A 26,319-nucleotide genomic window follows, 5' to 3' on the forward strand; every position below is an offset into this window, starting at 1 on the left:
CGGTGTCTGGTGGGCGATGCCATCGGGATCGACGAGACTGGAGCCAGATGTGGTAGGCACATTCCGGACCTGGGGAGCGAGGCCATGAGCGAGGACGGCCGGGCGGGCCCCGCCGTCGACGCGTTCGTCGCCCACCGGAACCTGCTCTTCACCGTCGCCTACGAGATGCTCGGCTCGGCCGCCGACGCTGAGGACGTACTTCAGGAGACCTGGCTGCGGTGGGCGGACGCGGATCTCGCGGCGGTGCGGGACCAGCGCGCGTACCTGGTCCGGATCACCACCCGGCAGTCGCTGAACCGGCTGCGGACGGTCGGGCGGCGCAGGGAGTCGTACGTCGGCTCCTGGTTGCCCGAGCCGTTGCTGACCGCGCCCGACGTCGCCGACGACGTCGAACTCGCCGAGAGCGTCTCGATGGCGATGCTGCTGGTGCTGGAGACGCTCGCGCCGACCGAGCGGGCGGTGTTCGTCCTGCGTGAGGTGTTCGACCTCGGCTACGACGAGATCGCCGAAGCGGTCGACAAGAGTGCGGCGGCCGTCCGCCAGATCGCCCATCGGGCGCGGACGCACGTCGCCGCGCGTAGACCTCGCGGGACGGTCTCCGCGGCCGAGACGCGGCGCGCGCTCGACGCGTTCCGACGGGCCGTGGAGACCGGCGACGTGCAGGGCCTGCTCGACGTTCTCGCTCCGGACGCCGTGTTCCTGGGCGATGGCGGCGGGATCAAGCAGGCGGTGCTGCGGCCGGTCGTCGGGGCCGACAAGGTGGCCCGGCTGCTGGCCGGCACGGAGGCCAGGGCCGCCGCCATGTCGTTGCGGCCAGCCCAGGTCAATGGCTACCCGGCGCTGGTGCTCCGGTTCGACGGCGAGATCGACACGGTGGTCGCGTTGCGTATCGACGACGGTCTGGTCAGCGCGCTCTACGCCGTACGTAATCCGGAGAAGCTGTCGCACATGCGGCGGGAGACGACCCTGTCCCGCTGAAGATCGTTGTCTAGAACGGCGGTGTCGGTGTCTCCGGTGGGTGCCGGCGGGAGCGTCGTGCGTCCGCCCCCGCGACGCCGAGCAGCACCACGGCGGCGGCCGCCCCGGCGGTGAGCGGTTCGAGGTGCGCAGCCACCGGCACCAACAGGCCGAGGATGAGGAGGCCGGCCAGTCGGGAGCGGGAGACCCGGGCGAACACCTGGTGTTCGAGGGCCGACCGTCCGGCGAGGAAGAGCGCCGGACCGCCGAGGATGGCGATGAGCCAGACCGCCGGGAGGTGCCCGCGCGGTTCGGTGATGAACAGTTCGTAGCCGACGCCGGTGAGGACGATCCCCGCGATCATGACCATGTGGGCGAACGCCATGTCGGTCGCGAGCCGGGCCGGATTGCGGGAGCGGTCGACGGCCGTGCCCAGCATCCCGCCCGCCACGTGGAAGTAGATCCGCCAGAGCAGGACGGTGCTCGCCAACGCCAGGACGAACCCACCCGTCTGGTCGCTGTGGAACTCGCTGCCGCTGAAGGCGAGCCCGATGACGAAGATCGCCTCGCCGAGAGCGATGAGGAGGAACTGTTGGTACCGCTCGGCCAGGTGCTCGGCCGCGATCATCTGGACGCCGAGTCGTTGCGCGCCGAGTCGGGGGGTCGGCCAGCCGAGGAACAGCCCGGTGTAGTCGATCAGCACGGCGAGGGTCCAGAGCGCCCCGCGGATCGTGCCGCTGTCGACCAGCCCGCCGACGACCCAGAGCGGTGCGCTCAAGCCGAACCAGAACATGATCCGGATCGACTGTCGGGGGTCCGGTCGGCCGTGCCCGGCGAGGTAGAAGAACACCACTCGGCCGATCTGGAGGGTCACCAGGGTGATGGCGAAGAGTGAGGCCCGTGCGCCGAAGCCGTTCGGCACCGCGACGGCCATCGTCATGGCACCGACCAACGTCATGATGATGACGGTCTGGACGATCGGAGCGTCCGGGTCCAGCCAACTCGTCGACCAGACCGTCACCGACCAGACCGCCCACAGCGCCAGGAACAGCAGCAGGGCCTGGCCGAGACCCGCGTACACGTCGCGTTGGCCGTCGGTGAAGTCGGCGATCAGCCGTGCGGAGATCCGGGTGAGGGCGAAGACGAAGACCAGGTCGAGGAAGAGTTCCAGGAAGGTGGCCCGCTGGCGGGTGGCTTCGCTGCGCAACAGTCCGTCGGGGGTGCTCCTCATCGGCTCGTCACCAGCCGGTGTCGCCGAACGAGCACGTGCCCTCCCGTCGCGGTGATCTCCTCGCCTAACGAGCCAGGGGCCGCTGTGGCACGTGGGGGGAGGGGGGCGCACCCACCACAACAGTCACCAATCCGTCACCAGGCGGCTACCGGAGGGGTCCGGGCTTACGCTCGTGGGCGTGCCCGGACCTGCCGAGAAGGCCGCTGAACAGGACCGGCGTGACCTCATCGTCACGGTCGCGCGAGAGTTGGCCGAGACGGAGGGCTGGGCGGGTGTGACCACCCGACGACTCGCCGAACGCACCGAGATCGACATGGGCGAGATCTATCGGCACTTCCCGGATCTGGAGGCGCTGATTGCCGCCGTCGCGGTGTGCGCCTTCGCCGACCTGGCCGCCGACCTCGCCGAGGTGCACGCGGAGACCGTGGGCAGCCCCGAAGGGGTCTGGCCGGCGGTCGCGACCGCATACCTCGACTTCGCGTACACCAACCCGGAGGTCTATGACGCGATGCTCGCGCTGACCCCCGACCTGGCGCTCGGCGTGGATGGTGTGCCGGCCGCGCCGCGGGCGGTCTTCGCGGAGCTGAGGGCGGCTCTGAAACCCCTGGCCGAGGGTCGGGACCTGGACACCCTCGCCGAGGTGGGGTGGAGCCTGCTGCACGGCGTGGTGATGCTCACCCGTGGTGGTCGGCTCCGGCCCGAGGGTCAGGAGGAGCGGGAGGCGCTGATCGCCGAACGACTGCTGCGGTGGCCCTACCCGGCGAGCAGGAACTCGGTGGGGGTGACGGGCGACATGACCTAGAGTTCCGCACCGCATCAGCGTGATCGCGAGGGGTGGCATGACGGCGGACGGCACGGCAGCGCGGCGGCAGGCGAAGGTGTTGATCTTCGATGCGGACGACACCCTGTGGGAGAACAACGTCGTCTTCGAGCGGGTGATCGACGACTTCCTGTCCTGGCTGGACCACCCCACCCTGGACCGGGCCGCGTTGCGGGCCGTCCTGGACGACATCGAGCGGGCCAACGCGGTGGCGCACGGGTACGGCAGCAAGGTGTTCCTGCGCAGCCTGGGGGAGTGTCTGGAACGGTTGCGCGCCCGGCCGGCCACCGAGGCCGAGCGCCAGGAGATCGACCGGTTGGCGGTGGCGCTCGTGGAACACCGGGTGGAGCTGATGCCCGGTGTGGCCGAGGCGCTCGACGACCTGGCCAGCCGGCACGAGCTGCTGTTGCTGACCAAGGGCGACCGGGAGGAGCAGCAACGCAAGCTGGACGCCTGCGGGGTGCTGCACCACTTCCAGGCCGCGCACATCGTGCCCGAGAAGAACGCCGACACGTACCGGTGGCTGGTCCGGGAGCACGGCTTCGACCCGTCCACCGCCTGGATGATCGGCAACTCCCCGAAGTCCGACATCCTGCCGGCGCGGGCGGCCGGGCTGAACGCGGTGTTCATCCCGAACGAGAACACCTGGGTGCTGGAGGAGGAAGAGCTGGACCCGACCGACGACGGCGTCCTGCGGCTGGCCGCGTTCCCCGACCTGCTCCGTCACTTCTGACGACCACAGGCGAACAGAACAGCGGCGACCCGAACAGCGCCGACGACCAGGGTCCCGTTACGGCGACATGCCGCTTTTTCAGCGTGGGATCAGTCATGCCGTCGGCGGCCCGCTTCGGCTTGTTCGCCCCTCGGAGCCCCCCCTAGCCTGGGCCGGCGTCTTCTGGCTCTGGGGTTTTGCCGGGACGCGTCAGGCGTCCGGAGGGTGGGCACCGCGGAGCTGAGTGACCGCAGCCGGACGCCACGGTCAGGGCCGGGTAGTTGCGGACCCGGCCCTGACCACCACGATCTGTCGCCGACTCAGGACGCCTCACGTCGGACGATCGCCACCGCCACCCGGCAGAACTCGTCCATGTCCGGGTTGAACCCGGCCGCGATGTCGGGATGCAACCCGGAGCGGGTCTCCTCCAACAGGCGCTGGCAGACCTGCTCGACCGGCTCGCCGGCGTAGTCCGCGCGGACCCGATCGGTGGCGGCCTGAAGCGCCGAGGTCAGCTGTTCCTCCAGCGGGCCGCGCAGCTTCTGCTGCACCGGGTCGAGCCCGCGCGGGTCGAGCGTGACATGTGGCTCCGACATCGGTGCTCCCTTCGTCGGCGTCCGCGGTACCCCACCGCGGGCGTCGGTCAAACCCCGTTCGGTACGGCGGCGACCCGCACCTGGTATGAGAAGTCCTCCGCCGGCTCCTCGTGGTACGACAGCCGGCGGATCTGCCGGTCGTCGTCGTAGAGGGCGACGTCCACCAGGACGCCGAGGTGGCTGAGGCCGATGGACGACACCCGCTTCTTGTCCTGCAACACCGCGCAGACGCCGCCGAGCAGGGTGCTGGCGTCGGCCGTACGGTGCCCGGGTGGGCAGCGCAGGACCAGGTCGACCTCGACCGGCCCGGGCAGCGGCGTCCAGCCGGTGCGCTGGGCCGCGGTGAGAGCGGCCTGGAGCAGGGTGCGGACCCTCGTCGCCTGGCGATGCCCGGCGGCGAAGATGGACAACGCTTCGGTCTTGACCGGGGGCAGGCCGCTCACCTCGAATGTGAGGGCGAGAGCGCGGGTGTCCTGCACGACGGCACCTCCTCGTTGGGACGATCCTGCCGAACCGGGGGAGCGGGGGTGCGACGTTCCCGCGATTACCAACCGATCGGGCAGGTTGGGGTCGGCCGAGGCGTGTCGACGGCGGCGGCGAACGCGCTGGCTGCGGCGCTAGGAAAACGCTAGTCGACGATGCCCGCGCTGGGTAGTCGGTCGTTCACCCGGTAGTGCGCGGTGCGAAGGCGCAGAACTCGTTGCCCTCGGGATCGGCCAGCACCCACCAGCGGCTGCGGTCGGTCGGCTCGGCCAGCACCGTCGCACCGGCGCTGACCAGCGCGCCCGGCTCGGGGTCGACCAGCTCGACGTCCCAGTGCAGGCGGTTCTTGACCGTCTTGGGCTCGGTGACCCCGGCGAACACCCAGCTCTCCCAGGGCAGACCGGCGGCCCCGAGCAGCGACGCCGCGGTCGGCCCGGACTCGACGGCCCCGCCGAGCACACCGGCCCACCAGGTCGCCTGCGCGGTCGGGTCGATCGCGTCCACCACCAGGCGGGCCGGACCGGGCCGGGTGCCCGCACCGGCGGGGAGCGCGCAGAACTCGTTGCCCTCCGGGTCGGCCAGCACCCACCGGTCGGCGTCACCGGCCGGTTCGCCGACCAGTCGGGCGCCGTCCGCGAGCAGCGCCGCCGGGTCCGCGTCGGCCAACCGCAGATCCAGGTGTACGCGGGTCCGGCCGACCCTCGGCTCGGGCACCCGGTTCACCCAGATCGACTCGGCGTCGGAGCGGGCTGTACGGGGGTCCACCCGGGTGTCGCCGTCACCGGCGTCGGCCACGTCGCCGTCGAGCATGCGGGCCCAGAAGCCGCCCAGGGTGAGCGCGTCGGCGGCGTCCAGACAGAGGTCCTTGAAGCGCGCGATCATCGCTCCAGCATGCCTGGTCAGGCGGATCTGTGTCGCCAGCCGCCCGCGCGACGTTTCGTCGATTAAGGCGTTGTGGTGGGTGACAAACTCCCCGGATAACCCCAAATCAGGCACCACAACAACCATGATCGACCCGGGCGGGGGGCGGTCAGTGTCGTTTGGCGTACCCGATGAACGCCTTCCAGGCTGCCGGGTCGACGTGCAGGGTGCCGCCGTCGCGGTCCTTGGTGTCGCGCACCAGCACCACGGTCGGCAGGTTGTCGGCGACCTCGACACAGGCCCCGCCGTTGCCGCCGGACCTGGTCGACTTGCGCCACTGCGGGTTCAGAATGTCCATGAGTTCGCCACTTCCCTGATCAGCTCGATGCTCTGCCGGCGGGGGAGCGCCTCGTTGCGCACGATCTCCCACGTCTTCGCCAGCTTAGCGACGTCGGGCGATGCGTCGACGATCTGCGCGGTGAGCTGGTTGTCGGCGTAAGTAACCCGTTCGCCGTCCGGCATCTCGGCGATGATGAACTGACCGCCCATCCCGAGGTACATCCCAGCATCCGCCGGGACGACGTGCACCTGGATATGCTCCGCTGCCGCCAGCTTCGCCAGGTGCTCGCACTGCTCGACCATCAGGCCCGGCTGGTCGAGCACCGGCCGCCGGAGCACCGCCTCGTCCAGCACGGCGATGAGCTGTGGCGGGCGCGGGCGGTGCAGGATCGCCTGCCGCTCCAACCTTGACGCGACGATCCGGTCGACGTCCTCGGCGTCGAACCGCCCACCCGCCAGCGTGGCGCGGGCGTACCGCTCGGTCTGCAACAGGCCCGGCACGTACGACAGCTCGAACCAGCGCAGCGTGGTCGCCTCCCGCTCGAACTCGATCCACTCGCGGAGCCAGGCCGGTTCGGCGTCCAGCCGGCCCAACCGGTCCAGCATCCGCTGGAATCGGTCGCCGGTCTCGTGGTGGGTGTCGACCGCCCGCATGTACTCCTTCGTCGGAGGCCGTCCACCGGTCTCCACCGAGCTGACGTGCGAGCCCGAATAGCCGATGCCCCGACCGAAGTCGTCCTGACTGAGCCCGAGCGTGGCCCGGAGAAGGCGAAGCTCCTCCAACACGTAGTCGGTGACGGTCCCCATCGATTCCCCAATCTCTGCTCACCCCGCGTCGGTGTGTCCGCCGCCGTTGCTCGCCTGGGTCGCTGAGCTGCGCGGATCACCCGAGTGCGTATCGACGGTAGTCGTGTGGTGGCCAAGCTGTCACTGCTGGTGAGGTGGCCGCCGGAGCGGCGAGGCGAGTGGAGGTGGTGACGATGTTCCTGAACGTGCGGAACTACGCACAGGGGCACCTGGGCGTTGCTCCCGAGTGGAACTGCGAGGTGTGCGGGCAACCCTGGCCCTGCGCGACCTTCCACGCGACGCGGTGGCTGTGATGGTGGTCCGTCCGCCCGTCCCGCACGTCGCCATGCGCCCGCTGTGGCGGTGCCGCAACTGTGGCCGGGAGTGGCCCTGCCAGCCCGCGAAACTCGCGCTGCTCACCGAGTACCGGGACAGCCGCACCGCCCTGCTGGTCTACCTCGGCACGCTGATGCACGAGGCGACGACCCAGCTCACCCAACTCCACCCCGACCACCCGCCGGCCCGGATGACCGAGCGCTTCCTCTCCTGGGCCAGGGCCCGCACCTGACCTCAGTCAGGCGAGGCCGGCGTCATTCATCCCGGAAAGGGGATCAGCGGCAGCCCGCCGGAGTAGCCGGGGCCTTCACCGGTGAGCACGGCGGCGTCGTGGATGAGACCCGCCACGGCGGCGGCAGCCAGGTCGAAGCGCTGGGTCTTGCGCTGCCAGAAGGTCAGCTCCGGAAAGTCTTCCGTGCGCTCCGGCAACAGGGCGCAGGCGGGCAGGGCCAGAAGCCTGTGCAGCAGGGCCAGGTCCTTGCCTGTCGCCATGGTCAGCGCTTCGGCCGCTGCCACCACCGGCACCCCGAACCGCACCCCGTCCTCAATCACCTCGTGCGGGTTTGACACTCGTGTCCTCCGCTGGACCCGGCCGAGCGGCCCGCGCGTAGATCGTGCGGGACTTGCCGCTTGGGCTAGCCAGGTTTCGCGACTTCGCAGGTGGGGCAGTGTAGCCGCACGGAGCATCTGAGCCGTCGTGTTTCCGCACTTCACGGGCTTGGACGGCTCGCCGTGCGCCGGGGCACGGATGCCCCTCCCCGGTTTCGCCGAAGAGAGGGGGAGGGCGATGACGGACCCCGAAGCGGCTCGACACCGACGCCGGCCGGTTGTTCGGCTCGGGGCGGCGGCCGCCGCGCTGGCGCTGGTCGCACCGCTGGCCGCGTGCGGCAGTGACGACGGTGGTGGCGGTACGCCGACGATCAACTTGTACTACCCGCCGGAGCAGAACCTGCAGAAGGTCGTCGACGACTGCAACGCGCAGGCCCAGGGGCGGTACGAGATCGCCTACCGGGTGCTGCCCCGGCAGGCCGACGACCAGCGGGTGCAGATGGTGCGGCGGCTGGCCGCCGAGGACACCGGCATGGACGTGCTCGGCCTGGACGTGACCTGGACCCAGGAGTTCGCCAGCGCCAAGTGGATCCGGGAGTGGACCGGCCAGGACAAGGCCGAGGCCGAGCAGGGCACCCTCGCCGGGCCGCTGGAGACCGCCCGCTACGAGGACAGGCTGTACGCGGCCCCGAAGAACACCAACGTCCAGCTGCTCTGGTACCGCAAGGACCTGGTGCCGCAGCCGCCGACCACCTGGGACCAGATGATCAGCGCGGCCCAGCAGCTCAAGGAGCAGGGCAAGCCGTACCAGGTGCTCACCATGGGCGCGCAGTACGAGGGCCTGGTCGTCCTCTACAACACCCTGGCCGAGAGCGCCGGCGGGAAGATCCTCGACGACGACGGCACCAAGGCCGTGATGGACGAGGGCGCGGTCCGGGCGTTGGACCAGCTGAAGCGTTTCGCCACGTCGGGCGTGACCTCGCCGTCGTTCAGCAACGCCACCGAGGACCCGGTCCGGCTGGAGTTCCAGTCCGGCGCGGGCGCGTTCCAGGTGAACTGGCCGTTCGTCTACCCGGCGCTGCAGGAGGCCGACCCGGAGCTGGCCGAGCAGGTCGGCTGGGCGCGCATCCCCAGCGTCGACGAAGGCACGCCCAGCAAGGTCACCATCGGTGGGGTCAACCTGGCGGTCAGCTCCTACTCCGAGCACCCGGAGCTGTCCTTCGAGGCGGCCCGGTGCATCCGCAGCGCCGAACACCAGAAGTTCTCCGCCATCAACGACGGCGTGCCGCCCACCATCGAGGCGGTCTTCGACGACCCGGAGATGACCGAGGCGTACCCGATGAAGGACACCATCCTGGAGGAGCTGAAGGACCCGGCGACGCGGCCCCTGACCCCCGCGTACCAGAGCATCTCCACGGTGATGTCGGCGATCCTGTCGCCGCCGTCCGGGATCCGTCCGCAGCAGACCGCCGACGAGTTGCGCGGCGCCATCGCCGACGCCCTCGAGTCGAAGGGGGTGCTCCCGTGAGCGCGGACACCGTCGAGAAGACCACGACACCCACCGTGCCCACCCAACGCGGGGGCCGCCGCAAGCCGCCGCTGAGCGAGAACAAGAAGGCCGAACGCAGGCTCGGCTGGCTGCTCTGTGCGCCGGCCGCGCTGGTCATGATCCTGGTGACCGCGTACCCGATCCTCTACTCGGTCTGGCTGTCGTTGCAGCGCTTCGACCTGCGCTTCCCCGACCAGCGGGAGTTCGTCGGGTTGGAGAACTACGTCACCGTGCTCACCAACGAGTTCTGGTGGACCGCGTTCGGGGTGACCACGCTGATCACCGTGGTCACCGTGGCCGTCGAACTGGTGCTCGGTATGGGCCTGGCGATCATCATGCACCGCACCCTGATCGGGCGCGGCCTGGTCCGGACCTCGGCGCTCATCCCGTACGGGATCGTCACCGTGGTCGCCGCGTTCTCCTGGCGGTACGCCTGGACGCCCGGCACCGGCTACCTGGCCGACCTGTTCAGCGACGGCGCACCGCTGACCGAGCGGGCCAGCTCGCTGGCGATCATCATGCTCGCGGAGATCTGGAAGACCACCCCGTTCATGGCGCTGCTGCTGATGGCCGGGCTGGCGCTGGTGCCGGAGGATTTGCTGAAGGCTGCCTCCACCGACGGCGCGACCGCCTGGCAGAAGTTCACCAAGGTGATGCTGCCGGTGATGAAGCCGGCGATCCTGGTCGCGTTGCTCTTCCGCACCCTGGACGCGTTCCGGGTCTTCGACAACATCTACGTGCTCACCGCCGGAGGCAACGAGACGTCGTCGGTGTCGATGCTCGCCTACAACAACCTGCTGCGGGGTCTCAACCTCGGCATCGGCTCGACGATGTCGGTACTGATCTTCATCACCGTGGCGATCATCGCGTTCGTCTTCGTGAAGCTGTTCGGCACCGCTGCCCCCGGCAGCGACGACGGGGAGAGGCGCTGACATGGCCGTCGAAACCACTGGTAAGGCAAAGCTGCGCTGGGGTCTGCTCGACGTCCTCGTCGTCGTCTTCGCACTCGTCCCGGTGCTGTGGATCGCGTCGCTCTCGTTCAAGACGCCGGCCACCCTCACCGACGGGAACTTCATCCCCCGGGAGTGGACGCTCGACAACTACCGGACGATCTTCGACACCGACCAGTTCGTCCGGGCGCTCGTCAACTCCATCGGCATCGCGCTGATCGCCACGCTGATCGCGGTGGTGCTCGGGGCGATGGCCGCGTACGCGATCAGTCGGCTGGACTTTCCCGGCAAGCGGTTGCTGGTCGGCATCTCGTTGCTGATCGCGATGTTCCCGCAGGTGTCACTGGTGTCGCCGCTGTTCGAGATCGAACGACAGTTGGGGATCTTCGACACCTGGCCCGGGCTGATCCTGCCGTACATCACCTTCGCGCTGCCGCTGGCGATCTACACCCTGTCGGCGTTCTTCAAGCAGATCCCGTGGGACCTGGAGAAGGCCGCGAAGATGGACGGCGCGACCCAGGCCCAGGCGTTCCGGCGGGTGATCGCGCCACTGGCCGCGCCCGGGTTGTTCACCACCGCGATCCTGGTCTTCATCTTCTGCTGGAACGACTTCCTGTTCGCCATCTCGCTGACCTCCACCGAGCGCTCCCGCACGGTGCCGGCCGCGCTGTCGTTCTTCACCGGCGCGTCGCAGTTCGAGGACCCCACCGGGGCGATCTGCGCCGCCGCCGTGGTGATCACCGTACCGATCATTCTCTTCGTCCTCTTCTTCCAGCGTCGCATCGTGTCCGGTCTGACCTCCGGCGCGGTCAAGGGATAGGTGAGTAGTCATGGCTGACATCGTGCTGGACAAGGTGAGCAAGAACTTCCCGGACGGGACGGTCGCCGTGCGGGACGTCGACCTGGAGATCGCCGACGGTGAGTTCGTGATCCTGGTCGGCCCCTCCGGCTGCGGAAAGTCCACCACCCTCAACATGATCGCCGGGTTGGAGGACATCAGCTCCGGCGAGCTGCGCATCGGCGGGCAGCGGGTCAACGACAAGGCTCCCCGGGACCGGGACATCGCCATGGTGTTCCAGTCGTACGCGCTCTACCCGAACATGACGGTGCGGGAGAACATGGCGTTCCCGCTGCGGCTGGCGAAGCTGGACAAGGAGGCCATCAACTCCAAGGTCGACGAGGCGGCCAAGGTGCTGGAGCTGACCGCACTGCTGGACCGCAAGCCGGCCAACCTGTCCGGTGGTCAACGCCAACGGGTGGCGATGGGCCGGGCGATCGTCCGCCAGCCGAAGGCGTTCCTGATGGACGAGCCGCTGTCCAACCTCGACGCCAAGCTGCGGGTGCAGATGCGTACCGTGGTGTCCCGGTTGCAGAAGCAGCTCGGCACCACCACCGTCTACGTCACCCACGACCAGACCGAGGCGATGACCCTCGGCGACCGCGTGGTGATCATGCGGGGTGGTGCGGTGCAGCAGGTCGGTTCACCGCAGGAGCTGTACGACCACCCGCGCAACCTCTTCGTGGCCGGGTTCATCGGCTCGCCGTCGATGAACTTCCTGCACGCCGCCGTGGAGGACGGCGGTCTGCGTACCGCGCTGGGTGACGTGCCGCTCGGCGACCGGGTCCGCCGGGAGTTGGAGTCGGCCGACGCGCCCCGCGAGCTGATCCTCGGCATCCGCCCCGAGCACTTCGAGGACGCCGAACTGGTCGACGACGACACCCGCCGCCGGGGCATGGAGTTCGAGGCGCCGGTCGACATCGTCGAGTCGATGGGCTCGGACAAGTACGTCTACTTCACCGTCGAGGGAGAGAAGGCCAGCGCCGCCGAGTTGGAGGAGTTGGCCGCCGACGCCGGTGCCGCCGACTTCGCCGGCGCCGGGGGCAACCTGGTGACCCGGCTGTCCGCGGAGTCCGCTGTCGCCGAGGGGCAGTCGCGGCGAGTCTGGTTCAACCTGGAGAAGATTCACCTGTTCGACCCGACCTCCGGGCGGAACCTGACCCTGCACGAGGGGCGGGCGGCCGGCGCACTCGGCGACTGAACGCCCGCAGGGTGACGGGCCGGCGGGTTCGCCCGCCGGCCCTCGTCGTGTCCTGCGCCGCCGGCCTAGTCGTGGGAAGGTGGTCGGAGGTCGCGTCGTGAGGCGGGGGACGGGATGAACCGACGACTGGCCGCGCTGGCCACTGCGCACGGCGTGTCCACCTGGTACGAGGACTGGCGGCACCGCCGCGTCGCTGTCGCACCGGAGACCGTGGTGGGTGTGCTCGGCCTGCTCGGTGTGGACGCCACCAGCCCGGCGGCCATCGCGGACGCGCTGGCCGCCGCCCGCGCCGTCGACCGGGGCGCGTTGCCGCCGACAGTGGTGCTGACCCACGGCACGACCCGGGCGCTGCCCGGCCCGGGCGTGGTGACCCTTGAGGACGGCGGTCGTCGCGCCGTCGACGGCGAGCTGCCGGGGGACCTGCCGCTGGGCTGGCACCGGTTGGCCTGCGCCGACCGGGAGGCGACGCTGGTGGTGGTGCCCCGCCGCCTGCCGGTGCCCCCACGCACCTGGGGCTGGATGCTCCAGCTCTACGCGCTGACCTCGGAACGCTCCTGGGGCATGGGTGACCTCGGCGACCTCGCCGACCTCACCGGCTGGGCCGGTGACACGGGTGCGGGGCTGGTGCTGCTCAATCCGCTGCATGCCGTCGGGCCCGCGCATCCGGTCGCCGCCTCGCCCTACTCGCCCGCCAGCCGACGCTTCGTCAACCCGCTCTACCTGCGGGTCGGTGACACCGCCGCGTACCGGGCGGCCGACCCGGCGACCCGGGCGGTGGTGGACGCCCTGCGCCCCGACCGTGGCGAGCTGATCGACTACGACCGGGTGTGGGCCGCCAAGCGGCACGCCCTGGAGCTGCTGCACCCGTACGCCCAGTCGGTCGACCTGGCCGCGGACCCGGCGCTGACCAGCTTCGCCACCTGGTGCGCGCTCGCCGAGCGGCACGGCAACGACTGGCGTGCCTGGCCGGAGGCGCTGCACCACCCGGACTCCCCGGCGGTCGCCGAGCAGCGTCGGCAGCTCGCCGACCGGGTCGCCTTCCACGCCTGGCTGCAGCACCTGTGCGACGAGCAGCTCGACACCGTCACGGCGGCGGCCCGGGCGGCCGGGATGCCGGTCGGGGTGGTGCACGACCTGGCCGTCGGCATCGACCCCGGCGGCGCGGACGGGTGGCAGCTCGCCGACGTCCTGGCCCAGGGGGTGCGGGTCGGGGCCCCGCCGGACGACTTCAACCAGCTCGGCCAGGACTGGGGGCTCGCCGCGTGGCGCCCGGACCGGCTCGCCGCCACCGGGTACGCCGCCTACCGGGACATGCTGCGCCGGACCCTGCGGCACGCGGGTGGCCTGCGGGTCGACCACGTCGCGGGCCTGTGGCGGCTGTGGTGGGTGCCGCCGGGCGCCGGGGCGGCGGAGGGCACCTACGTGCGTTACGACGCCGAGGCGATGCTCGGCATCCTCGCGCTGGAGGCGCACCGGGCCGATGCGGTGGTGGTCGGTGAGGACCTCGGCACCGTCCAACCGGCGGTGACCCGGGGGCTGCGCGGGCGCAACATGCTCGGCTCGACGGTGCTGTGGTTCGCCCGCGACGACGATGGCGCGTTCGTCCCGCCCGCTCGTTGGCCGCGCAACGCGCTGGCCACGATCTCGACGCACGACCTGCCGACCGCGCCGGGCTTCCTGACCGGTGAGCACGTACGGGTGCGCGACGAGTTGAAGCTGCTCGGCACCGACGTGGCGGTGGAGCAGGCCCGGGCCGCCACGGACCGGAAGCGTTTGCTGGACATGCTGCGGGCGGAGGATCTGCTGCCCGACCCGGAGGCGACATCCGACGACGACGTGGTGGTGGCCATGCACGCGGCGCTCGCGGCGAGCCCCACCCGGCTGCTCGGCGTCTCCCTCTACGACGTGCTGGGCGAGGTGCGTCAGCCCAACATGCCGGGCACCGTGGACGAGTACCCGAACTGGCGGCTGCCGCTGCCGGCGACCGTCGCGGAGATCCGTTCGGACCCCCGGGTGGCCCGGATCGTCGACCTGCTTCGCACCGCCCGTCCGCAACGGGCCGACCAGGGTTGACGTCGGCCGGTCAGGCCAGCCAGTCGAAGCGCGGTGGCAGCCCGAGGAAGTCCGCGTACCGCCCCAGCGCCTGCTCCACCCGGGCCCGCGCCGCCGCGTCGAGTGACGTGAGCGGTCGGACCGCCACGGTGACGGCCGAGCGGCCGACCTTGCGCTTCCACACACCGACGACCCGCCCGGCGCGGACCACGGTGGCTTGGAAGATGCCGTTGTTGCCCGGCACGACGGCCTGCTGGTCGACCGGGTCGAGCATCAGTGCGCGATCCCGGTAGCCGAGCAGGTACTCGTCGAAGCCGGGCAGCGCGAGCACGTCGTCCGGCGCGATGTCCCGCAGGTCGGCCAGCGCCGCGTCGACGTGCATCGGCTCGCCGTCGACCCGTACGGTGCTCAGCGCGCTCTCGGCGGCGGCCAGGCCGCGCCGCGCGTCGGTCAGCGTGAGGCCACTCCACCCGGCGAACTCGCGGGCGGTGACCGGCCCGTGCCCCCGCACGTAGCGGTGAGCGAGCACTGCCAGCGCCTCGTCCCGGTCCAGCCGGCGTGACTCGGGCGCCCACTCGTCGAGCAGGGCGAAGGTCTGGTCGGTGCCGACGTCGGGTGCCACGCAGGTCACCCCGCGCACGCTCGCGGTCCACAGCAGGTGGTAACCGCGTTGTCCGTCGGTGCCGATGCCCGCCTCGCGCAGGGTGGCGAGGCACTGGGCGCGGGTGAGCCGCCCGCCGCCGGTCAGCGCCGCGCCGAGCACGTCCATCGCGCGGCCCTCGTCGGCCTCGGTGAGACCGAGCCGCGCGCGCCGGGTCGCCGAGCCGGAGAGCGAGCGTACGCCGGTCAGCTCCAGCATCCAGCGGGCGTCGGCGGGCGGGACGAGGTGCACGGTGCCCCGCATCGGCCAGGTGCGCAGGGCCTCGCGCCGCTCCAACGCCGCCTGCACGTCGGCGACGCTCTGCCCGGGCAGGCGTGCGCCCAACGACCACAGGCCGCTCGCCAGATCCTGCGCCTGCATCGCACCGAACCACCGCACCACGTCGGCGACGCCGCCGGGTCGGATGCTCGGGTGCGGGCGCAGCAGCAGGCTCGTCATCCGTAGGCCGAGCGCCTCGGACGCCGTGAGATCCCTGCTCATCAGGCTCCTTCCCCGGGTCGACGGCCAGCGTATGACAACCGGCCGACATCGCCGCCCCCACGGCGAGACGTAGATGTGGGACGATTTCCGCTGTCACCATCCTGGTGCCGCAGCGGTGCCGCCACGTCGATCCACACCGGACCGTGCGGGCGACTGGTCTCAGGTGACTTCACACGGGGTGAACGATCAATGCAGACTCCTTCCTGGAAAACAACTGTCGCCGGTGCTGCCGCTGTCGTGCTGGCCAGCGCAGCGGCGGTGGTCGTCAGTCAACTTCCGTCCGCGGCCGAGGACACGCCGCCCTCGATCGTCGAGGACTACTCCTACCCGGGGGCCGCGCAGGTGCTGGCTCAGCGGGGCATCAAGCTGATCAAGGGTGACGGGCACATCACGTTGGTCAGCTGTGGATCGGCTCCCAACAACCCACCGGCGGACCTGATCCTGGTGCAGAGCAACGACCTCACCCTGCCGGCAGGCACCAACTTCTGCTTCAAGGCCACCGGCTCCACGGGTCTGCTCACCATGGAGATCCCCCAGGTCTACTTCGTCCGTGGCGACAGCACCCGCACGATCGCGGCGAAGGTCGAGGTGAAGGACGACCCCACCGTGGTGGAGGTCGAGGAGGTCGTTCCCGCGGAGTGGCAGCCGGTCGGCGTCGGGCAGGGCCGGGGCGACGCCACGATCCTCGAACTGCGGTACCCCTTCACGTCCTGAGGTCTGACACGCGGGCGATAGGTCGTTATGCCAGCGCACCCTCGGTGAGCTGGCATAACGACCCCCGTGGTGGGAAGGCGGTCACCCGGAAGTGCGCGCGCCGCGCGTACGGAGGGGAGCCTCATGACTGCCGCAAGCCAATCGGCCGGGTCCCGGGCCCATCGAGCGTCCACCGGTGCCAAGACCAGCGCGGCCGCCACCTTCGCCCTGGTCTTCGGTGTGGCCGGTCTGTTCAGTGTGTTGACGGCGATCCTCGCCTGGCTGGGGCTGGTGCTCGGCATCATCGGGATCATCCTCGGCATCGTCGGCCTCAAGATGGCGCGCCGACCCGGGGTCACCGGACGTGGTGTGTCGATCGGCGGCCTGGTGCTCAGCATCCTGGCGGTGCTGATCGGGCTGGGGCTGGCTGCGGGGATCACCACGTTCGTCAACAACGAGAACGCGGTGGACCGCCTACAGACCCAGGTCGACAAGCTGCGCGACAAGCTCGACTGACACCGGCCCGGTGAGCGGGGCCAGGGAGTGCCGCTGGCCCCGCTGGACCTACCTCGACTCGACCCGGCCGACGGCGTCGCCGCCTCGACCCGGCGCGGCGAGGAGCCTTCCGGGTGCTGACGCGGCACCGGCACGGTCGGTGCCGGGCAGGGAACCGCCTGCTTCGGCTACAGTCGAATTGGATCGCTGTTCCACTACCATGCGGAGCGTTGATCCGTTTTCTGATCGTATGGGTGGAGGAGAGCCGGTGTCGGCGACGAGCCAGTCCCCGCAGGTGCCGACCCGTGGCAGACGGGCCGACGCGCTGCGTAACCAGCAGGCACTCCTTGCCGCCGCCGCCGCGGTGTTCGTCACCTCCGGTGTCGAAGCGCCGATCCGGGAGATCGCGGCCCGGGCCGGGGTCGGCATCGGCACGATCTACCGGCACTTCCCGACCCGGGCGGACCTCGTCGTCGCCGTCTACCGCCACCAGGTCGAGGCCTGCGCCGAGGCCGGCTCCACCCTGCTGGCGAACGCCGCCTCGCCCCTGGCCGCACTCCGGCAGTGGGTCGACCTCTTCATCGACTTCCTGGTGACGAAGCACGGCCTGGCCAACGCGCTGCGATCGGACACCGGCGGCTTCGACGCGCTGCACACCTACTTCGTCGACCAGCTCGTGCCGGTCTGCGCGCAACTGCTCGACGCCTCGGTCGCCTCGGGTGAGATCACCCCCGGCACCGGCCCCTACGAGCTGATGCGGGGCATCGGCAACCTCTGCATCGGCCGCGACAACGACCCGGAGTACGACCCCCGTCGGCTCGTCGACCTGCTCCTGCGCGGACTCCAGCAACCACGGTGACCCACCGTCGGAGATCACAGTAGGGTTGGCGACGTGCTCCGCCAGGTCACCGCGATCCGCTACGTCACCCCGCTACGCGAGGGTGGCTCGTTGCCGGGCTTGGTGGAGGCCGACGACCTCGGCACGTACGTGGCGAAGTTCCGGGGTGCCGGGCAGGGGCCCAAGGCGCTGGTCGCCGAGGTGATCTGCGGTGAGTTGGCCCGCCGCCTGGAGCTGCGGGTGCCGCCGCTGGTGGTGCTCGACATCGACCCGGTCATCGGCCGCGCCGAGCCCGACCAGGAGGTGCAGGAGCTGCTGCGGAACAGCGGCGGCGCAAACCTGGGCATGGACTTCCTGCCCGGGGCGCTCGGCTTCGACCCGGTGGCGCATCCCGTCGACGCGGCGCTGGCGTCGCGGGTGCTCTGGTTCGACGCGTACGTGGAGAACGTCGACCGGAGCTGGCGCAACCCCAACCTGCTGGTGTGGCACCGGGAGCTGTGGCTCATCGACCACGGTGCCTCGCTCTACTTCCACCACAACTGGCCGCGCGCCGGAACCGCCGTGCACCGCGCCTACCGGGGAGCCGAGGACCACGTGCTCGCCCCGTACGCCGACGGCCTCGCCGAGGCCGACGCCGAACTGGCCCCGCGGGTCACCACCGAACTGCTGACCGACGTGCTGGCCCTGGTGCCCGACGAGTGGCTGACGGCCGCCGACTTCGAGACGGCCGACGAGGCGCGGGCCGCCTACCGCGACCACCTGTCCGCCCGGGTCGCCCGCACCGCCGACTGGCTGCCACCGGGGAGCGCGGCATGAGGCACCCCTTCGAGTACGCGCTGATCCGGCTGGTGCCCCGCATCGAGCGCGGCGAGCAGATCAACGTCGGGGTGCTGCTCTACTGCCAGCAGCGCGACTTCCTGGGGGCGCGCACCCACCTGGACGCCGACCGGGTCCGCGCCCTGGCCTCCGACGTCGACCTGCCCGCGGTGGCCGCCGCGCTCGGCTCCTGGGACCGGACCTGCTCCGGCGACGGGCCGGCGACGCGGATGCGACTCGGTGAGCGGTTCCACTGGCTGGTGGCACCCCGCAGCACGATGATCCAGGCCGGGCCGGTGCACACCGGGCTCACCGCCGACCCGGCGGCCGAGCTGGAGCGGCTGATGGCGGCCCTGGTCCACTGAGTGCCGGGTCCACCGGGTGCCGGGTCCACCGACTGCGGGGTCCACCGCGCCCCGGTACATCCGACGACCCCTGATCGCGCTACGCCAGCGCCGTTGCCGGCGGAGCGCGATCCCCCGTTCAGGTGCCCGGTGCGGGGCGGCGGCTCGTTCCCGCCGGCACCGGTGACATCAGGATCGCCGCCCGCGTGGGACGCAGGGCCGTAACCACCCGGAAGTTGCGGAAAACTTGAGCCCGGCGGATCGATCGGTGAGAACCCTCGCGCGCTGGCGTTAGAGAGCGCGCTCATCGGGTAGTCGCGGGAGCTGACCCGAGACGAGTTAGGGGAAACATCTGATGGCTGCCCAGACCAAGGTAGCGGTGATCTACTACAGCGCGACCGGCATCACGTACCAGATGGCGCAGGCCGTGTGCGAGGCCGCCGGGGACGCCGGCGCCGACGTGCGGCTGCGTAAGGTGCGCGAGCTGGCGCCGGACGAGGCGATCCGCTCCAACTCCGGCTGGCAGGCCCACCACCTGGAGACCCAGGACGTGCCCGAGGCGATGATCGACGATCTGGCCTGGGCCGACGTGGTGATCCTCGGCGCGCCGACCCGCTACGGCCTGATCGCCGCCCAGCTGAAGCAGTTCATCGACACCACCGGCCCGCTCTGGGCCCAGGGCGCGCTGGCCAACAAGGTCTACTCCGCCTTCACCTCGACGGCCACCTCGCACGGCGGGCAGGAGACCACGTTGACCTCGCTGTTCAACGTCTTCTACCACTGGGGCGGTGTGGTGGTGACCCCCGGCTACACCGACACCAGCCAGTTCATCGCCGGCAACCCCTACGGCCCCTCGCACACGAGCAACAACGGCGAGATCGCCCCGGACGCCGTGGCGCTGGGCGCCTGCGCGCTCACCGCCCGGCGGGCGGTGCAGCTCGGGGCCGCGTTGAAGGCGGGCCTGGGCAGCTGACCGCGGAAGCGACCGGTGGCGCGGGCGGGGGCTCTCGGCCCGTCCACGCCACCGGTCGATCCAGCCCTACCCCGAGGCGGAACGACTATGCGCGTCCGCCCGTCGCGGACAGCTCGTCCGCCCGCGGTGCCGGCAGCAGGTCACTCAACAGCTCGGTCAGCACAGCCAGCCCGTCCGGGCTCAGCACCGACTCGGGGTGGAACTGCACCCCGGCGAAGCCGCGCCCCCGCAGCGCGTGCACGGCCCCGTCGCCCGGGTCCCGGGCCAACTCCACCGGCCCGTACGCGGTCTCCAGCCGATCGGCTTCCGCCCGGGCCGTGAACGTCGAGTAGAACCCGACCCGACGGGTCCTGCCGAACAGCGGCACCTCTCGCTGCAACCCCTGATAGGGCGCGTCCCTGCGGTGCAGCGGCAGCCCCAGCAGCCCGGACAGCACCTGGTGGCCGAGGCAGACCGCGAGGGTCGGCCGACCGGCCGCCAGCAGGCCGCCCAGCAGCTCCCGTACCGCCGTCATCTTCGGCTCGTCCGGGCTACCCGGGTCACCCGGCCCGGGGCCGGCGACCACCAGGTCGTACCCGTCGACCGAGCCGCTCGCGTGCCACGGTCGGGTGGTCACCGCGAGACCCAACGCGCCCAACTGGTGGGCCAGCATCCCGGTGAACGTGTCCTCGGCGTCCACGATCAACGCGCGACGACCCACCAGCCCGGGGAGCTTGGGAGCGTCCGGTGCCCGCTGGTCCAGCCAGAACCGGGCCAGCGGCGCGTTGCGGCTGGCCAGCGCGTCGCGTACCGCCGGGTCGTCGGCCAGCCGCGCGACCGGCTCGTCCCCCCGGTCGGGCGCCGCCGGCCCGAGGCCGAGGGCGGCCAGCACACCGGCGGCCTTGGCGTGCGTCTCGGCCACCTCACCGGCCGCCGTCGAGTGTCGGACCAGGGTGGCGCCCACCGGCACCCGCAGCCGCCCGGCGGGGGAGATCTCGGCGGTACGGATCAGGATCGGCGCGTCGAGGGTCTGGCGGCCGGCCTCGTCGTGGCCGACCAGCGCCAGCACCCCGGAGTAGTAGCCCCGGCCCCGGCGCTCGTGTCGGGCGATCACCCGGCAGGCGTTCTCCATCGGGCTGCCCGTGACGGTCGGAGCGAACATCGTCTCGCGCAGCACGTCCCGGACGTCGCGGGTGCTCTGCCCGGCGAGCAGGTACTCGGTGTGCGCCAGGTGCGACATCTCCTTCAGGTACGGGCCGATCACCTGGCCGCCGTGCTCGGCGACCGTGGCCATCATCTTCAGCTCCTCGTCGAGCACCATGTACAGCTCCTCGACCTCCTTGGGGTCGGCGAGGAAACGCAGCAGCGCCTCCCGGTCCGGCGTGTCGCCGGCACGCCGGAAGGTGCCGCTGATCGGGTTCATCATCACCAGCCCGTCGTCGACGCTGACGTGCCGCTCCGGACTCGCGCCCACCAATGTCCGGGTGCCGGTGTGCACCACGAACGTCCAGTACGCGCCGCGCTCGGCGACCAGCAGCCGGCGCAGCGCGGCGAGCGCCGCCACCAGCGGTGGACCCTGCACGGTGGCGTGCATGGTGCGGTGGATGACGAAGTTCGCGCCCTCACCCCGGCCGATCTCCTCGGCGAGCACCTGGTGCACGGTGCGCGAGTAGTCCTCGTCGGTGATGTCGAACGCGGCGTCGGCGGTGCGGACCTGCTCGTCGGGCAGCGCGGCCAGGGCGTCGGCCAGCGTGATCCGTCGATGGTCGCGGATCCGGAGGCACTCCAGCGGGGCGCCGTCGTCGACGCAGGCGAAGCCGCGTTCGGAGATCTGCCGGTACGGCACCAGTGCCAACGTCTGCGCCCCGGACGTACCCGGCGTCAGCGGGATGTCCGCGAGCCGTTCGACGGTGTCGACGGTGCCGGTGAACAGTTCCAGCTCGTCCGCGCCCTCGCGGCGTAGCAGGGCGAAGGGGCCGGGGTCGGCACCGCCGACGATGGCGGTGAGCAGGTCGGTCAGGTGGGTCATCGGAGTCTCCGTCGGGCTCGGCGCCGCCGTTGTGGCGGTCATCCGGCCGGGAGATCCGGCAGCCGCCTGGAGGGCGGCCGCGTGGTTGGAGCTACGCGCGGGAGGTGGCCGCCGGGTCGGCGGGCCACCAACTGGTCGGTTGCGCGAGCATGTGATCCACCTTACGCGCCCGTCGCCCGGTTCGCACCGGGTAACTTGACCGGCGATGAACATTCTCGCGCTCGATCTCGGCACCTCCTCGGTTCGCGGGCTGGTGCTGGACGGGAACACGCGTCCGCTGTCCGGTGCCCTCGCCCGGCGCAAGGTTGAACTCACGATCGGCGACGACGGGACCGGCACCCTGTCCGCTCCCGACTATCTCGCCTCGCTCGTCGAATGCCTGGACGAGTTGGCCGAGGCGGGGCACCTGCGCGACGTCGACCTGGTGGCGGTCTCCGCGCAGTGGCACTCGGTGCTCCCGTTGGCCCGCGACGGCGCGCCGATGGGCCCGGTGATCACCTGGCTGGACACCCGGCCCGCGCCGGTCGGCGGTACGGCGGGGCCGGCCGACCCGGACACCTTCCACCAGCGCACCGGCTGCTGGTGGCACCGCTCGTACTGGTCGATGCGGCTGCCCTGGTTACGCGAGCAGGCCGGTACGCCGATCGCCCGGTTCGTGGGCCTGCCGGAGTATGTGCTGGGCGAGCTGCTCGACTCGGCTCCCATGTCGATCTCCCAGGCGTCCGGGACCGGTCTGCTGGACCTGCGCACCCTGCGCTGGGACGAGGAGGCGCTCATGCTGGCCGGGGCGCGGGCGCAGGACCTGCCGCACCTCGGCGCGCTGGACTGGCACGGTCGGCTCCGGGCCGACCTGGCCGGCCGTTGGCCGCAGCTGGCCCGGGCGCGCTGGTCACCCCCGGTCGGTGACGGCGGCGCCTCGAACGTCGGGTCGGGCTGTGTCGACCCGAGCCGGGCCGCCGTCACGGTGGGCACCTCCGCGGCCGTACGGCTGATGCAGCGGATCCCGGCCGGCGACCCGATGCCCCGGCTTCCCGAACGGCTCTGGCGTTACCGCGTCGACCACGACCACGTGGTGACCGGGGCGGCGTACGCCTGCGGTGGCAACCTGTTCGCCTGGGCGGACCGGGAGTTGCGGTTGCCCCGGGGTGCGGAGCTGGACGCGGCGCTGGCGCTGGTGCCGATCGGCGGTGGCCGATCGGCCGACCCCCGTTTCGGCGGCGACCGGGCGCCCGGCCTGGCCCCGGCGGGCACCGGTGAGCTGCGCGGCCTGAGCTTCAGCACCACCGCGGTGGACATCCTGGCCGGTCTGATGCAGGGGGTGTGTGAGCTGGTCGCCGAGGATCTGGCGGTGCTGGAGTCCACGATCGACAAACCGGTGGGTGTGGTGCTCGGTGGGGGCGCGGTGGCGGCGTCGACGTGGTGGCGGCAGTCCTTCGCCGCCGCGCTCGCACCACGACCGGTGTCGCACCAACGCAACCCGGAGATCGGGGCCACCGGTGCGGCACTGGTGGCGCTCGGCCGGTTCGGCGATGCGATCGACCTCGCCGACATCGGCCGGACGGACGAGCTGGTACTACCGACCACGGCAGGACGATCCCACCCGCAGTATCCTTCCTGAACCACCGCTCAGCCCAAACCGTTGACAGTCCAACCAAGCCTGGTTGGATGGACTGCGCTCCCCGGACCGCGGCGGACGCGGTAGCACGGAGGAGGCAGGGTGGCGGCAGGTCCCGAGCCGGCGAACGGCGCGGTTTCGAACCATCGCCGGCGCCGCTTCGATGTCCGGGTGGTGGCGCACCGGCGACGGTCGCCGTTCCGGCTGCGCGACTGGCGGATGAGCACGAAGCTCGCCACGGTGCTGGTGGTCCCGTCGATGGCGTTCCTGCTGCTCGCCGGCGTGCAGACCAGTGACCTGGTGGGACGGACGACCGCGCTCAACGACTTCTCGCGTCAGGTCGGCATCGGCCGGCAGGTCACCGCGGCGGTGCATCAGCTTCAGCAGGAACGCGACCGCTCGGCGGGCGAGTTGAGCGAGTTGCGCAGGGGCGGTGACCGGTCGGCCGCGACGGCCAACCTGAAGCCGTTGCAGACGGCCACCGACCGGGCCGTCGCGGAGCTGAGCCGGGCGGCGGAGCCGCTGGCCGACGCCGACGCGTCCTGGCGGGTCGCCTTCTCCGAGGCGCTGGAGGCGTACGACCAGGTGATCGACATCCGCCCGGCGATCCCACCGGCGGTGCTCAGCAACGAGACCATCCTCAGCAACTACCACCGGGCCGTCAACGCGTTGCTCGACCTGCTCGCCGAACCGACCCCTGGTCAGGGTCGGCCGGCGTTGAACGACGCGGTGTTGCGCTACGTCCAGATGGCCCGGGTGAAGGAACTCTCCTCCCGGGTGCGGGCGCAGCTCTACGCCGCCGGACGCGCCGGCGCGTACGGCACCGAGGACCGGGTGATCCTCAGCGATCTGCGTGGCCAGCAGTTGACCGCGCTCAGCGCGTTCCGGGTGGCTGCCACGTCCGACCAGGTCCGCCGGTACGACGAGACGTCGGTGAGCCCGACGTTCCTCGTCGCCACCCAGTTGGAGGAGCGCAGCCTTCCGGCCGGTAACGCGTCGCCGGAGGTGCTGCCCTCGGAGCAGTGGTGGGCGGCCAGCCAGCAGCGCCAGGAGCTGCTGCGCCAGCTCGAGGCGGGTGTGCTGGACGACGCCGTGCGGCAGGCCGACGACGCCAGCAGCGAGCAGTTGAGGACCACCCTGCTGGTGGCCGGCGGGGTGGTGGCGGTCCTGCTGGTCGCCCTGCTGATCTCGTTGCTCGTCGGCCGCTCGGTCGCGCGGTCGATGCGGTTGCTGCGGAGCCAGGCGCTCCGGATCGCGCAGGTCGAGCTGCCGGACGCGTTGGACCGTCTGAAGACCGTCACCGGCGGCGTGCCGGGCATCGATGTCGCGCCGGCGGTGGTCCGCTCGCTCGACGAGATCGGTGAGCTGGCCGAGGCGTTCGTGGCGGTGCACCGTAGCGCCGTCACGGTCGCCGTCGAGCAGGCGCTCATGCGGCGCAACGTCAACGCCATGTTCGTCAACCTGGCCCGCCGCAGCCAGGTGCTCGTGGAGCGCCAGCTCGAACTGCTGGACGACCTGGAGCGCGAGGAGAGCGACCCGGACCAGCTGGAGAACCTGTTCAAGCTCGACCACCTGGCCGCCCGGATGCGCCGTAACGACGAGAGCCTGCTGGTGCTCGCGGGCACGGACTCCACCCGCCGCTGGAACCGGCCGGTCGGCCTCGGCGCGGTGCTGCTGGCCGCCGCCGCCGAGATCGAGCAGTACCAGCGGGTCCGGATCGACGCGGTGGCCGACGTGTACGTGGTCGGGCACGCCGTCGGCGAACTGGTGCACATGCTGGCGGAGTTGCTGGAGAACGCGACGGCCTTCTCGCGTCCGGACACGACGGTGGTGGTGACCGCGCGGGTCGACGCCGCGACCGCCCTGGTCGAGATCGCCGACCGTGGCCTGGGCATGAGCCCGACCGCGCTGACCGAGGCGAACGCGGTGCTGGCCAGCCCTCCGGCCGCGGACGTCGCGACGGTGGAGCGGATGGGCCACTTCGTGGTCAGCCACCTGGCCGCACGGCTGGGCGTACGGGTCAGGTTGGACGACCACCAGGGCGGTCTGGTCGCCCGGCTGGCGTTGCCCGCGGCTTTGCTCGCCCCGGCGGGCGCGGTGCAGGCGGATCTGCCCGCGCCGGCCCGCATGCTGGCGACGGGCGCCGCCCGCGGCGTGGTCCGCCAGCCCTCGGCCGTCGCCGAGGCCCACGTCACCGGGCCGGGCATCGCGGCACGGGACCTGCCGGTCGCCGGTCGGCCACCGGCCGCGGCCGTGCCGCGGCAGACCCGACCGGTGCCGCTGCGCGCCGAGGACGTGTTGACCCCGGCCGGGCGTGACGACGGCGGGGGTTGGTGGTCGCGGCAGGGCCCCGGCCCGTCCGCGCCGATCGTGCCCGCGTCGGGGATGCCACCGGCCGTCCCGGTCACGGCCGGCACGAACGAGCGGGGTCTTCCGGTGCGCGTGCCGATGGCACAGTTGAGCGCGGTCACCAGATCGGCGCAGCCGACGGCGCCACCGACCCGCACCGACCCGGACCCGGAGGCGGTCGGCGGCATGCTCTCCCGGCTCTACAGCGGGGTGCGGCGCGCCGAGGCCGAGGACACCACCGAGATACCCGTGCCACCGTCCGGGGGGCACGACGAAGGGGGACGACGACAGTGACGACGTTGAGCCAGGAGGCGCGTGACCTGAGCTGGCTGGTGAGCGCGTTCGCGGAGCGGGTGCCGGGCGTGGCGCACGCGGTGGTGGTCTCCTCCGACGGGCTGTTGGTGGCGATCTCCGATCACCTGCCGCGCGACAACGCGGACAAGCTCGCGGCGGTCACCTCCGGGTTGATGAGCATCACCGCCGGAGCGGCCCAGATGTTCGACGGGGATGTCGTCAAGCAGACGGTGGTCGAGATGGGCCGCGGGTACTTCCTGGTGATGCAGATCCGCGACGGCTCGATCCTGGCCACGTTGGCCGCCGGTGACGCGGACATCGGCGTGGTGGGCTACGAGATGGCCCGGTTGGCCAAGCAGGCGGGGGAGATGCTCACCCCGGCGCTGCGGGCGGAGTTGCAGCAGGCGTTGCCCCGCTGAGTGCGTCGGCCGGGGCCCGGACGGTCACCGGCTCATCCGAGCCGTCCGGGCCCGGCCGTCCGGGTGGCCGCGCG

General features: G+C 71.5%; 27 protein-coding genes. 18 read left to right on the top strand and 9 right to left on the bottom strand.

The window, feature by feature from the left end; genetic code table 11:
- The first annotated feature begins 84 nt into the window (after positions 1-84).
- Complete coding sequence (locus O7617_RS22570) at positions 85-978, top strand: RNA polymerase sigma-70 factor (protein ID WP_282257960.1); 894 nt, start codon at positions 85-87, stop codon at positions 976-978.
- A 10-nt stretch (positions 979-988) separates the two neighbouring features.
- On the opposite strand, the gene O7617_RS22575 is transcribed toward O7617_RS22570, so the two are convergent.
- On the bottom strand, positions 989-2,188 hold the full coding sequence (locus O7617_RS22575; protein WP_282257961.1) for a low temperature requirement protein A: 1,200 nt from the start codon (positions 2,186-2,188) through the stop codon (positions 989-991).
- A 178-nt stretch (positions 2,189-2,366) separates the two neighbouring features.
- On the opposite strand from O7617_RS22575, the gene O7617_RS22580 reads away from it, so the two are divergent.
- Entirely contained in the window at positions 2,367-2,990 is a 624-nt protein-coding gene (locus O7617_RS22580) for a TetR/AcrR family transcriptional regulator (protein WP_282257962.1), read from the top strand.
- Between the two features lie 37 nt (positions 2,991-3,027).
- The gene (locus O7617_RS22585) at positions 3,028-3,741 is read left to right on the top strand and encodes an HAD family hydrolase (protein WP_282257963.1); all 714 of its coding nucleotides are present in this window, start codon (positions 3,028-3,030) and stop codon (positions 3,739-3,741) included.
- Positions 3,742-4,040: 299 nt separating this feature from the next.
- Here O7617_RS22585 and O7617_RS22590 read toward each other — a convergent pair whose 3' ends face one another.
- From O7617_RS22590 to O7617_RS22610, 5 genes are all read right to left on the bottom strand, one after another.
- Complete coding sequence (locus tag O7617_RS22590) at positions 4,041-4,316, bottom strand: hypothetical protein (protein WP_269683309.1); 276 nt, start codon at positions 4,314-4,316, stop codon at positions 4,041-4,043.
- 47 nt (positions 4,317-4,363) lie between these two features.
- On the bottom strand, positions 4,364-4,795 hold the full coding sequence (locus O7617_RS22595) for a hypothetical protein (protein ID WP_282257964.1): 432 nt from the start codon (positions 4,793-4,795) through the stop codon (positions 4,364-4,366).
- Between the two features lie 184 nt (positions 4,796-4,979).
- On the bottom strand, positions 4,980-5,681 hold the full coding sequence (locus tag O7617_RS22600; RefSeq protein WP_282257965.1) for a VOC family protein: 702 nt from the start codon (positions 5,679-5,681) through the stop codon (positions 4,980-4,982).
- A 148-nt stretch (positions 5,682-5,829) separates the two neighbouring features.
- Positions 5,830-6,018: a DUF397 domain-containing protein gene (locus O7617_RS22605; protein WP_282257967.1), complete on the bottom strand. Its 189-nt coding sequence runs from the start codon at positions 6,016-6,018 to the stop codon at positions 5,830-5,832.
- On the bottom strand, positions 6,006-6,806 hold the full coding sequence (locus tag O7617_RS22610; RefSeq protein WP_282257968.1) for a helix-turn-helix transcriptional regulator: 801 nt from the start codon (positions 6,804-6,806) through the stop codon (positions 6,006-6,008). The genes O7617_RS22605 and O7617_RS22610 overlap by 13 nt, the downstream gene beginning before the upstream one ends.
- Positions 6,807-7,047: 241 nt before the next feature.
- Here O7617_RS22610 and O7617_RS22615 point away from each other — a divergent pair, with 241 nt between their 5' ends.
- Positions 7,048-7,353: a flavin reductase gene (locus O7617_RS22615; RefSeq protein WP_282257969.1), complete on the top strand. Its 306-nt coding sequence runs from the start codon at positions 7,048-7,050 to the stop codon at positions 7,351-7,353.
- 26 nt (positions 7,354-7,379) lie between these two features.
- Here O7617_RS22615 and O7617_RS22620 read toward each other — a convergent pair whose 3' ends face one another.
- Positions 7,380-7,691, bottom strand: coding sequence for a hypothetical protein (locus O7617_RS22620; protein ID WP_282257970.1), 312 nt, complete (start codon positions 7,689-7,691; stop codon positions 7,380-7,382).
- A 217-nt stretch (positions 7,692-7,908) separates the two neighbouring features.
- Between O7617_RS22620 and O7617_RS22625 the strand changes: the two genes are divergently transcribed.
- The 5 genes from O7617_RS22625 to malQ all read left to right on the top strand — a co-directional run bounded on the left by O7617_RS22625 (position 7,909) and on the right by malQ (position 14,281).
- Positions 7,909-9,198, top strand: coding sequence for an ABC transporter substrate-binding protein (locus O7617_RS22625; protein WP_282257971.1), 1,290 nt, complete (start codon positions 7,909-7,911; stop codon positions 9,196-9,198).
- A 35-nt stretch (positions 9,199-9,233) separates the two neighbouring features.
- Positions 9,234-10,151 carry a sugar ABC transporter permease gene (locus tag O7617_RS22630; protein ID WP_348774199.1) on the top strand — a complete coding sequence of 306 codons (918 nt, stop codon included), beginning with the start codon at positions 9,234-9,236 and terminating at the stop codon, positions 10,149-10,151.
- Between the two features lies 1 nt (position 10,152).
- Positions 10,153-10,989, top strand: coding sequence for a carbohydrate ABC transporter permease (locus O7617_RS22635; protein ID WP_282257973.1), 837 nt, complete (start codon positions 10,153-10,155; stop codon positions 10,987-10,989).
- A gap of 10 nt (positions 10,990-10,999) precedes the next feature.
- Positions 11,000-12,208 carry a sn-glycerol-3-phosphate ABC transporter ATP-binding protein UgpC gene (gene ugpC / locus O7617_RS22640; protein ID WP_282257974.1) on the top strand — a complete coding sequence of 403 codons (1,209 nt, stop codon included), beginning with the start codon at positions 11,000-11,002 and terminating at the stop codon, positions 12,206-12,208.
- 114 nt (positions 12,209-12,322) lie between these two features.
- Positions 12,323-14,281 carry a 4-alpha-glucanotransferase gene (gene malQ / locus O7617_RS22645; protein ID WP_282257975.1) on the top strand — a complete coding sequence of 653 codons (1,959 nt, stop codon included), beginning with the start codon at positions 12,323-12,325 and terminating at the stop codon, positions 14,279-14,281.
- Positions 14,282-14,291: 10 nt separating this feature from the next.
- On the opposite strand, the gene O7617_RS22650 is transcribed toward malQ, so the two are convergent.
- Positions 14,292-15,401 (bottom strand): winged helix DNA-binding domain-containing protein, encoded by a 1,110-nt coding sequence (locus O7617_RS22650; protein WP_282257976.1) that lies wholly within the window; start codon positions 15,399-15,401, stop codon positions 14,292-14,294.
- 189 nt (positions 15,402-15,590) lie between these two features.
- Between O7617_RS22650 and O7617_RS22655 the strand changes: the two genes are divergently transcribed.
- The 6 genes from O7617_RS22655 (at position 15,591) to wrbA (ending at position 19,560) form a co-directional block, all read left to right on the top strand.
- Positions 15,591-16,115: a hypothetical protein gene (locus tag O7617_RS22655; protein ID WP_282257977.1), complete on the top strand. Its 525-nt coding sequence runs from the start codon at positions 15,591-15,593 to the stop codon at positions 16,113-16,115.
- Positions 16,116-16,238: 123 nt separating this feature from the next.
- The gene (locus O7617_RS22660) at positions 16,239-16,610 is read left to right on the top strand and encodes a hypothetical protein (RefSeq protein WP_282257978.1); all 372 of its coding nucleotides are present in this window, start codon (positions 16,239-16,241) and stop codon (positions 16,608-16,610) included.
- A gap of 229 nt (positions 16,611-16,839) precedes the next feature.
- Positions 16,840-17,448 (top strand): TetR/AcrR family transcriptional regulator, encoded by a 609-nt coding sequence (locus O7617_RS22665; protein ID WP_282257979.1) that lies wholly within the window; start codon positions 16,840-16,842, stop codon positions 17,446-17,448.
- A gap of 33 nt (positions 17,449-17,481) precedes the next feature.
- A complete protein-coding gene (locus tag O7617_RS22670; protein WP_282257980.1) occupies positions 17,482-18,243 on the top strand; it encodes a HipA family kinase in 762 nt (253 codons plus the stop codon).
- Positions 18,240-18,608: a DUF3037 domain-containing protein gene (locus tag O7617_RS22675; protein ID WP_282257981.1), complete on the top strand. Its 369-nt coding sequence runs from the start codon at positions 18,240-18,242 to the stop codon at positions 18,606-18,608. Before O7617_RS22670 ends, O7617_RS22675 begins: the two co-directional genes overlap by 4 nt.
- 334 nt (positions 18,609-18,942) lie before the next feature.
- A complete protein-coding gene (gene wrbA, locus O7617_RS22680) occupies positions 18,943-19,560 on the top strand; it encodes an NAD(P)H:quinone oxidoreductase (RefSeq protein ID WP_282257982.1) in 618 nt (205 codons plus the stop codon).
- A gap of 85 nt (positions 19,561-19,645) precedes the next feature.
- On the opposite strand, the gene O7617_RS22685 is transcribed toward wrbA, so the two are convergent.
- The gene (locus tag O7617_RS22685) at positions 19,646-21,568 is read right to left on the bottom strand and encodes a chorismate-binding protein (RefSeq protein WP_282257984.1); all 1,923 of its coding nucleotides are present in this window, start codon (positions 21,566-21,568) and stop codon (positions 19,646-19,648) included.
- A gap of 205 nt (positions 21,569-21,773) precedes the next feature.
- Between O7617_RS22685 and O7617_RS22690 the strand changes: the two genes are divergently transcribed.
- From O7617_RS22690 to O7617_RS22700, 3 genes are all read left to right on the top strand, one after another.
- Complete coding sequence (locus O7617_RS22690; protein ID WP_282257986.1) at positions 21,774-23,186, top strand: FGGY family carbohydrate kinase; 1,413 nt, start codon at positions 21,774-21,776, stop codon at positions 23,184-23,186.
- 99 nt (positions 23,187-23,285) lie between these two features.
- Complete coding sequence (locus O7617_RS22695) at positions 23,286-25,826, top strand: nitrate- and nitrite sensing domain-containing protein (protein WP_282257987.1); 2,541 nt, start codon at positions 23,286-23,288, stop codon at positions 25,824-25,826.
- Between the two features lie 5 nt (positions 25,827-25,831).
- The gene (locus tag O7617_RS22700) at positions 25,832-26,245 is read left to right on the top strand and encodes a roadblock/LC7 domain-containing protein (RefSeq protein WP_203148617.1); all 414 of its coding nucleotides are present in this window, start codon (positions 25,832-25,834) and stop codon (positions 26,243-26,245) included.
- Positions 26,246-26,319 lie beyond the last annotated feature (74 nt).

The organism is Micromonospora sp. WMMD1155 (genome assembly GCF_029581275.1).
Lineage (GTDB): Bacteria > Actinomycetota > Actinomycetes > Mycobacteriales > Micromonosporaceae > Micromonospora.

What these genes read in the sequence shown, in the direction of transcription:
- O7617_RS22665 (WP_282257979.1), top strand. Translation starts at nt 16,840, where the DNA reads ATGGGTGGAGGAGAGCCGGTGTCGGCGACGAGCCAGTCCCCGCAGGTG.
- O7617_RS22650 (WP_282257976.1), bottom strand. Translation starts at nt 15,401, where the DNA reads ATGAGCAGGGATCTCACGGCGTCCGAGGCGCTCGGCCTACGGATGACG.
- O7617_RS22575 (WP_282257961.1), bottom strand. Translation starts at nt 2,188, where the DNA reads ATGAGGAGCACCCCCGACGGACTGTTGCGCAGCGAAGCCACCCGCCAG.
- malQ (WP_282257975.1), top strand. Translation starts at nt 12,323, where the DNA reads ATGAACCGACGACTGGCCGCGCTGGCCACTGCGCACGGCGTGTCCACC.
- O7617_RS22585 (WP_282257963.1), top strand. Translation starts at nt 3,028, where the DNA reads ATGACGGCGGACGGCACGGCAGCGCGGCGGCAGGCGAAGGTGTTGATC.
- O7617_RS22600 (WP_282257965.1), bottom strand. Translation starts at nt 5,681, where the DNA reads ATGATCGCGCGCTTCAAGGACCTCTGTCTGGACGCCGCCGACGCGCTC.
- O7617_RS22605 (WP_282257967.1), bottom strand. Translation starts at nt 6,018, where the DNA reads ATGGACATTCTGAACCCGCAGTGGCGCAAGTCGACCAGGTCCGGCGGC.
- O7617_RS22660 (WP_282257978.1), top strand. Translation starts at nt 16,239, where the DNA reads ATGACTGCCGCAAGCCAATCGGCCGGGTCCCGGGCCCATCGAGCGTCC.
- O7617_RS22690 (WP_282257986.1), top strand. Translation starts at nt 21,774, where the DNA reads ATGAACATTCTCGCGCTCGATCTCGGCACCTCCTCGGTTCGCGGGCTG.
- wrbA (WP_282257982.1), top strand. Translation starts at nt 18,943, where the DNA reads ATGGCTGCCCAGACCAAGGTAGCGGTGATCTACTACAGCGCGACCGGC.
- O7617_RS22610 (WP_282257968.1), bottom strand. Translation starts at nt 6,806, where the DNA reads ATGGGGACCGTCACCGACTACGTGTTGGAGGAGCTTCGCCTTCTCCGG.
- O7617_RS22675 (WP_282257981.1), top strand. Translation starts at nt 18,240, where the DNA reads ATGAGGCACCCCTTCGAGTACGCGCTGATCCGGCTGGTGCCCCGCATC.
- O7617_RS22635 (WP_282257973.1), top strand. Translation starts at nt 10,153, where the DNA reads ATGGCCGTCGAAACCACTGGTAAGGCAAAGCTGCGCTGGGGTCTGCTC.
- O7617_RS22590 (WP_269683309.1), bottom strand. Translation starts at nt 4,316, where the DNA reads ATGTCGGAGCCACATGTCACGCTCGACCCGCGCGGGCTCGACCCGGTG.
- ugpC (WP_282257974.1), top strand. Translation starts at nt 11,000, where the DNA reads ATGGCTGACATCGTGCTGGACAAGGTGAGCAAGAACTTCCCGGACGGG.
- O7617_RS22570 (WP_282257960.1), top strand. Translation starts at nt 85, where the DNA reads ATGAGCGAGGACGGCCGGGCGGGCCCCGCCGTCGACGCGTTCGTCGCC.
- O7617_RS22655 (WP_282257977.1), top strand. Translation starts at nt 15,591, where the DNA reads ATGCAGACTCCTTCCTGGAAAACAACTGTCGCCGGTGCTGCCGCTGTC.
- O7617_RS22685 (WP_282257984.1), bottom strand. Translation starts at nt 21,568, where the DNA reads ATGACCCACCTGACCGACCTGCTCACCGCCATCGTCGGCGGTGCCGAC.
- O7617_RS22625 (WP_282257971.1), top strand. Translation starts at nt 7,909, where the DNA reads ATGACGGACCCCGAAGCGGCTCGACACCGACGCCGGCCGGTTGTTCGG.